This window comes from Streptomyces sp. NPDC060205 (assembly GCF_042728395.1).
Taxonomy (GTDB): Bacteria; Actinomycetota; Actinomycetes; order Streptomycetales; family Streptomycetaceae; genus Streptomyces.
The window spans coordinates 1-6,488 of record NZ_JBHWZP010000439.1; the positions used below are offsets into that span (position 1 = coordinate 1).

Below are 6,488 nucleotides of genomic sequence, written 5' to 3' on the forward strand. Positions count from 1 at the left end.
GGCCGGTGGGGGCCGGCCGCGCAGTTCCCCGCGCCCCTAAAAGACTGCGCCGTTCCCCGCGCCCCCAAAGGCGAAAGACTGCGCCGTTCCCCGCGTCCCTGGGTGGGTGGGTGCTGCGCCGTTGTTCGTGCGGCTCAAAGATCGCGCAGTTCCTCGCGCCCCTAAAACCCGTTGGCGCACAATGGATGTATGGAATCATCCGTCGCTCCTCTTGAGCAGGCACTTCATGCGGCTCGGGCTCTTGTTATCGCTGATCTTGTGGCGGGGGAGGTCGCCGAGGCCGATGTCGTGTCGATGGTCGAGGAGTCCGTCGTGCAGCGGCGGTGGTGGGTGGAGCAGTGGCCCGAGGGCGTGGAGTACGTGGCCGGGCTGGTCGCCCAGGACGTACAGGACGCGTTGCTGGAGACGTACGGGCGCTGGCCGCTCTGCCCCGTCTGCGATGACGGTGATCCGCATGCCCTGGAGGTGGAGCCGGAGCTGGGCCCCGACCCGCACTGGGTGTGTCACAAGGCCGGGGTGAGCGTCGCCCCGGTGGGCGCGCTCGGACCGGCCCTGAGCGGCGGGGCGAGCTCTTCGTGACCGTGTACATAGACCCGCCCGACTGGCCCGGGCACGGCCGCATGTGGTCCCACCTGGTGAGTGACGTGTCGTTCGAGGAGCTGCACGCGTTCGCGCGGCGGCTCGGCGCGCCCGCCCGCGCCTTCGAGCGCGACCACTACGACATCCCCTCGCACCGGTACGAGGACGCCGTGCGGGAGGGCGCGGTGCAGGTGCGCAGCCGCGAGGTCGTCCGCATCCTGCACGCGGCGGGGCTGCGCAGGCCCAAGGGGCGGCCGGGCTCAGCCGTGTAGCTCGTACGCGTACTGCTCCCCCTCGTCGTCGACCGTGCCCACCCGGGTGAAGCCCACGCGTGAGATGACGCCCTGGGAGGGGGAGTTGGCGCGGTCCACGGTCGCGAGCAGGTAGGAGACGTCGTCACGGGCCAGCGCCCAGGAGGACATGGCACGCAGGGCCTCGGTGGCGTACCCCTTGCCGCGGGCCGGTTCGGCCAGGTCGTAGCCGACCTCGGCGCGGCCCTCGTCGTCCGGGGCGCCGTGGAAGCCCATGCCGCCGACCGCGCGGCCGTCCTCCCGCCGTACGAGGACGAACATGCCCCACTCGGGGCGGTGCACCCCGGCCTCGTACGCCTTGACGACCATGCTTGCGGCGTCCCGTGTGCCCTGGAAGGGGCCGCCCTCGATCCACTCGAAGCCGCCGGTGCCGCCCGCGGTGAGGTCGGCGGCTGCCGCGGGGGTGACGCCCTGGAGGGTGAGGCGCTCGGCCGGTATGACGAGGTTGTTGCTCCACCGCCAGGTGGTGAGGGGCGCGCGGCCGGGCAGTTCGCCGCGGCCCGTTGCCCACAGGAGGGTCCGCCAGTGGTCGGGGCCGGGTTCGGGGCGTACGTGCGGGAAGATCCGCGTCAGCACGTCGGCGCAGAGCGCGGCCGGCGGCTCGTACGCGATGCCCAGGCCTGCCGCGATGTCGTGCGTGTGCAGGAGCACCTCGGCGACACCCATCGCGGCGAAGCCCTCACGGTTCGCGCTGCGGAAGGGGTACGGGTGGAAGGCGCGCGCCTCCCGCGGAGTGGTGCGCACGGCCGCCGCGAGGAGGGCGCCGGTCGCCTCGACGACCTGGAGGACGTCCTCGGGGCTCTCGCACTCGTCGAAGGCGATGCGGAAGGGTACGTAGCGGTCGGTGGGGCGGCCCGCGAGCTGGCCCGCGTACGAGACGAGGTCCGACGCGATGTGCTCCACCGTCCTGCGGCAGCTCCATTCGAGACGGCCCGCCCTGACGTCCCAGTCCCGGTCGGCCGCGCCCCGCAGGGCCGCCACCGCACCCGAGACGGCCTCTTCCACCTGGTCCCCACCCATGGCTCGCATGCCGGTGAGGATAGGTGATCAGTTCGTGGAGCGGCCGGTATTTCTGTCCGCCCCGACCTCGGCCCCCACCTCCGCTCCGACCTCCGCCGCGACCCCGGTCCTGGGTGCGGCCCGGGTGACCACCCGTGACGGCGTCGCGCGCCGGTACAGGCGCAGCGAGATCGCGGTCAGTACGCCCGCCGTGACGGTCAGGGCCGCTCCCGCCCAGGCGGGGGAGGCGAAGCCGAGGCCCGCGTCGATGGCGGCGCCGCCGATCCAGGGGCCGCCGGTGTTGCCGAGGTTGAAGGCGGCGGTGGTGGTCGCGGCGGCCAGGGTGGGGGCGGCGGTCGCGACGTTGAACAGCCGGGCGTTCAGCGCCGGGGCGGTGTAGAAGGCGGAGACGCCGAGGAGGAAGGCGAGGGCGGCTGCCGCGACGGCGTACTGCGCGAGCAGGGCGAGCGTGACGAGCAGGACCGTCGAGGCCGCGATGCCGGACAGCAGCACTCCGAAGAGGTGCGCGTCCGCGATCCGGCCGCCGATCGTCGTCCCGATGAGCGCGCCGACCCCGAACAGCGCGAGCACGGCCGGCACCCAGCCCTCGTCGAGCCCGGCCACGTCCGTGAGCAGCGGCGCGAGATAGCTGAACGCGCAGAAGACCCCGCCCGCGGAGAACGCGATCAGCGAGATCGTGAGCCAGACCTGCCGGTCGCGGTAGATCCGCAGCTCGTTCCTGAGCCGCGGCTTCTCGTCGGGGAGCGGGATACGGGGGATGAGGGTGGCCACTCCGACGAGCGCGACCGCGCTGGCCGCGCCGACCGCCCAGAACGCCGAGCGCCAGCCGAGACTCTCGCCGAGGAAGGCGCCCGCCGGGACGCCCAGGACGTTCGCGATGGACAGGCCGCCGATCATCACGGCGAGCGCGCGGGCGCGGGCGTTCACCGGGACCATGGCGACGGCGACGGCCGCGCCGACCGCCCAGAAGCCGGCGCAGGCCAGCGCGCTCACGACCCGGGACGCGAAGAGCACGGCGTAGTTCGGGGCGAGGGCGCCCGCGATCTGGCCGAGGCCGAAGACGCTGATCAGCGCGATGAGGGTGGTGCGGCGGGGCAGCCGGAGCGTGGCCACGGCCAGCAGGGGCGCTCCGACGACCATGCCGACCGCGAAGGCCGATATCAGCAGGCCGGCGCGCGGAATGGACACGTGCATGTCGTCCGCGACGGCGGGCAGCAGCCCGGAGAGCATGAACTCGCTGGTGCCCAGCGCGAAGACGGAGAGCCCGAGGATGTAGACGGCCAGGGGCATGGGTGGGCGCTTGGACGCGGCCGTGGACTGTGGTGTGCGGACAGGCGTGGGTGAGCTGGAGCTCGTGGGGACGGGCATATCAAGTGCCAACCTCGACGGTGGACAGCCCATTCCACCGGCCGGGGTTCAGGCCGTCAACAGAGTCAGCTCGCCCGTCAGGTTGTGCCGGGCCGGACCCTCCCATTCCGTTGTGCCGTGACGGGTGTGGAAGAGGCGCGGCAGATCGAGGAGCTGGCGCAGGATCGCCGCCCGGCCCTCACGGAAGGCGTCCGGGGGCACGAAGGCGTACTCCTCGCGGACCGCTGCCGTGTAGGCGGCGTACGCGTCCGGCGGTGAGGCGAGGATCGCCAGGTCGGCGTCGCACAGCACCTGCCCGTTCGGGTCGTCGCCGGCCGGGGCGTGCGTGACCGTCAGCCGCACGAGGCGGGCGACCTCGGCCGTGGCGGCGGCGGAGAGGCCAGCCTCGGGGAGCGCGCGCTCGGCGAGGCGGGCCGAGCGTTCCTCGTTCTCGGAGCGGTCGGGGAGGTAGACCGCGTCGTGGAACCACGCGGCCAGCCGGACCAGATCCGGGTCGTCCGCGGCCTTCTCCAGCACGTCGACGTGGTCCAGCACCGCCGTGAGGTGGTCCAGGGTGTGGTAGCGCCGCTGGGGTTCCGACCAGCGGGCGAGGAGGTTGTCGGCGTAGGCCTCCGGCGAGGGGGCCGGGGCGGCAGCGGGGGTCTCCGCCCCAGGGTTCTGGCTTCGGCTTCGGACTCGGCTTCGGTCGAGTGTGTGGGACCAGCGGGTGCGCAGGGCGTCGGGATCGGCCATGGGGTCCATTGTCCGCACCCCGTCGCGCTCGTTCAGACGGGGTGCGTGTCCTCGTACGCCTCGGCCGCCCGCTCGATGAGGGCCAGGGACGCGAGAGGGGGCAGGGCCGCGGTCCCGAGCAGTTCGTGGGTGAGCGTGCAGCGGGTGACCACGGCCGGATCGTCCGACAGACGGCCGGTTCCGGCGGCCTGGACGTAGGCGACCGGCGGGGCGTCGTCGAAGGTCAGCAGCTTGAAGAGGCCGTCGAGCCCGGTGTGCGCGCCTTCCGAGAGAGGCAGTACCTGGGCGATGATCCGGTGGCGGCGGACCAGTGCGGCGACGCGCCGGAGCTGCTCGGCCATGGTGTGCGGGGCGCCCACCGGACGCCGTACGACGATCTCGTCCAGGATCACGTGGTAGCGGGGCCCCGCCGGGTTGTCGAGGACGCGGGCGCGCGTCTGCCGGGAGGCCGTCCGTCCGTCGGCGGCCTCGACCGTCCCGGCCGGTTCGTACGCCTGGATCACCGCCCGGCCGTAGGCGGCGGTTCTGAGCAGGCCGGGCATCAGGTCCGGTGCCCAGTCCCTGACCGACCGCGCCAGGCTCTCGAATGCGAGGACGTCCGCCGATGCCGGTTGCGCGTGCGTCCTGCGGGACGGGTCGAGTCGCTCGGTCTCGGGCATGGCACAACTCCCTTTCGCGCGTCTGGCGTTGTCGGACGTCGCCAGATCGAGGGTAGTTGCGGACAGTGACAGTCCGTGCGCGAATGGTGATATCCGTGGATCTCCGTCGCGGGGCGCGTAGGCTGACTATTGGACTAGACCTGTAGCCCGTCATCTGTAGCCGCCCGAGGGAAGAGGTCCTATGAGCAAGCGTGCAGTCCTGGAGGTGATCGCCCTCGACGTCGAGGACGCGGTCGCCGCCGAGGCCGGAGGCGCGGACCGGCTGGAACTCGTCACCGACATGGCCGCCGACGGGCTCACCCCGCCGGTCGAGACCTTCGCCGGGATCCGGGCCGCCGTCGGCATCTCGCTGCGCGTCATGCTGCGACTGGCGGACGGTTTCGCGGCCGGTGACGTACGGGCGCTCGTACGGGCCGCGCGGGAGCTGCGGGCGGCCGGGGCGGACGAGTTCGTGCTGGGGTTCCTCGACGCGAACGGGGAGCCCGATCTGGCCGCGCTGGAGTCGGTGCTCGCCGAACTCGACGGCTGCGGGTGGACGTTCCACCGCGCGATCGACCGGGCCGCCGACCGGGACGCCCTGCGCAAGCGGCTCTCCGACCTGCCCGGGCTGGACACGTACCTCACGGCGGGGTCCGCGGACGGCGTGGACCAGGGGCTGCCGACGCTGCTCGCGGAGGCGGGGCGGCGGGGGGAGGCGGGGTATGAGCCGCAGCTCCTCGTGGGCGGGGGGTTGCGGCTCGACCATGTCGCTCGGCTGCGGGCTGGGGGTGTGGACGCGTTCCACATCGGGGGTGCGGCGCGGGCCGGGGGGTGGGCGGGGGCGGTGTCCGCGGCGGCGGTTCGTGAGTGGCGCTCCGCGCTGGACGCGGGCTGAGGGGGTTGGTGGGTCCGTCTGCGGTCTGCGGTCTGCGGTCTGCGGGGCGGTGGGGGCGGGCGTCAAGGATTGCGCAGTTCCCCGCGCCCCTAAAAGCCTGCGCCCCTTGTTTCCCGCTGGTCCGCTAAGCCATGCGTTGTAGAAAGGCCGGGGACGAGACGGAGGCGACATGATTCAAGGGCTGCCGCAGCACCTCTATCTGCTCTGCTACACCGTGGACAAAGGCAAGTTCACGCTCGACAACCTCCAGGGCCGTGGTCAGTTGCTGCGCGCCGGCGCCCTGACCGAGCTGGCCCGCGCCGGTCTCCTCGACGCGACCGGCGGGAAGGTGATCCGGAGGCCCGGGAGGACGCCGGACGACACCTTCCTCGCCTCCGTATGGGGCGACCTGCCCGACAACAGGCCGAAGAGCTGGCTCCAGTTCGTGCACAACAAGGCCCACACCGCCGAGAAGCCGGTACGCGACCAGCTGGCCGCCGCGGGGGAGGTCACCGTGACCCGCAGCAAGGTGCTGGGACTCGTCCCGTCCGACCGCGTCACCGTCACCCGTCCGGAGAACGTACGCGCCCTCCAGGAACGGGTCCGCGGCACCGTCCTCGACCGGACCGACCCGGCGTCGATCCCGCTGGAGGAGCTGGCGATGGCCGTGCTGACGGTCGAGCTGGAGGTCACCTGCGTGTGGAGCCGTGCGGATCTGCGTACGCACAAGCGGGCGCTCCGGGCGCTGGCCGACCGGTACGACGAGACGGTGCCCGGTCTGCGCAAGGCGCTCCGCGACTCATACCTTGCGAGCCGGGCGGTGGGCGGCGGCTGGAGCGGCTGAAAAGCCTGCGCGTTCCCGGCGCCCCTGGGGGGGGGGCGAAGGTCAAGGATTGCGCAGTTCCCCGCGCCCCTGGGTGGGACGGGGCGCAGCCCCTCCCCGAGGGGCGCGGGGAACGGCGCGAG

8 protein-coding genes are annotated in these 6,488 nt (G+C 72.9%); 4 read left to right on the forward strand and 4 right to left on the reverse strand.

What is annotated here, in order from left to right; all coding sequences use genetic code 11:
- Nucleotides 1-189 precede the first annotated feature (189 nt).
- Together ACFWGJ_RS40310 and ACFWGJ_RS40315 are read left to right on the forward strand one after the other, a co-directional pair.
- Entirely contained in the window at nucleotides 190-579 is a 390-nt protein-coding gene (locus ACFWGJ_RS40310) for a hypothetical protein (RefSeq protein WP_387333930.1), read from the forward strand.
- Nucleotides 576-851 carry a DUF4031 domain-containing protein gene (locus tag ACFWGJ_RS40315; protein WP_387333931.1) on the forward strand — a complete coding sequence of 92 codons (276 nt, stop codon included), beginning with the start codon at nucleotides 576-578 and terminating at the stop codon, nucleotides 849-851. Before ACFWGJ_RS40310 ends, ACFWGJ_RS40315 begins: the two co-directional genes overlap by 4 nt.
- Here ACFWGJ_RS40315 and ACFWGJ_RS40320 read toward each other — a convergent pair.
- From ACFWGJ_RS40320 to ACFWGJ_RS40335, 4 genes are all read right to left on the reverse strand, one after another.
- Nucleotides 840-1,919, reverse strand: coding sequence for a GNAT family N-acetyltransferase (locus ACFWGJ_RS40320; RefSeq protein WP_387333932.1), 1,080 nt, complete (start codon nucleotides 1,917-1,919; stop codon nucleotides 840-842). The genes ACFWGJ_RS40315 and ACFWGJ_RS40320 overlap by 12 nt on opposite strands.
- 18 nt (nucleotides 1,920-1,937) lie before the next feature.
- Nucleotides 1,938-3,200: a Cmx/CmrA family chloramphenicol efflux MFS transporter gene (locus ACFWGJ_RS40325; RefSeq protein WP_387333933.1), complete on the reverse strand. Its 1,263-nt coding sequence runs from the start codon at nucleotides 3,198-3,200 to the stop codon at nucleotides 1,938-1,940.
- A gap of 126 nt (nucleotides 3,201-3,326) precedes the next feature.
- Nucleotides 3,327-4,010, reverse strand: coding sequence for a hypothetical protein (locus ACFWGJ_RS40330; protein ID WP_387333934.1), 684 nt, complete (start codon nucleotides 4,008-4,010; stop codon nucleotides 3,327-3,329).
- A gap of 32 nt (nucleotides 4,011-4,042) precedes the next feature.
- The gene (locus ACFWGJ_RS40335; RefSeq protein WP_387333935.1) at nucleotides 4,043-4,669 is read right to left on the reverse strand and encodes a DUF5753 domain-containing protein; all 627 of its coding nucleotides are present in this window, start codon (nucleotides 4,667-4,669) and stop codon (nucleotides 4,043-4,045) included.
- Between the two features lie 181 nt (nucleotides 4,670-4,850).
- Here ACFWGJ_RS40335 and ACFWGJ_RS40340 point away from each other — a divergent pair, with 181 nt between their 5' ends.
- Nucleotides 4,851-5,543, forward strand: coding sequence for a copper homeostasis protein CutC (locus ACFWGJ_RS40340; RefSeq protein ID WP_387333936.1), 693 nt, complete (start codon nucleotides 4,851-4,853; stop codon nucleotides 5,541-5,543).
- A 169-nt stretch (nucleotides 5,544-5,712) separates the two neighbouring features.
- Entirely contained in the window at nucleotides 5,713-6,366 is a 654-nt protein-coding gene (locus ACFWGJ_RS40345; protein ID WP_387333937.1) for a GPP34 family phosphoprotein, read from the forward strand.
- The last annotated feature ends 122 nt before the right edge of the window (nucleotides 6,367-6,488 follow it).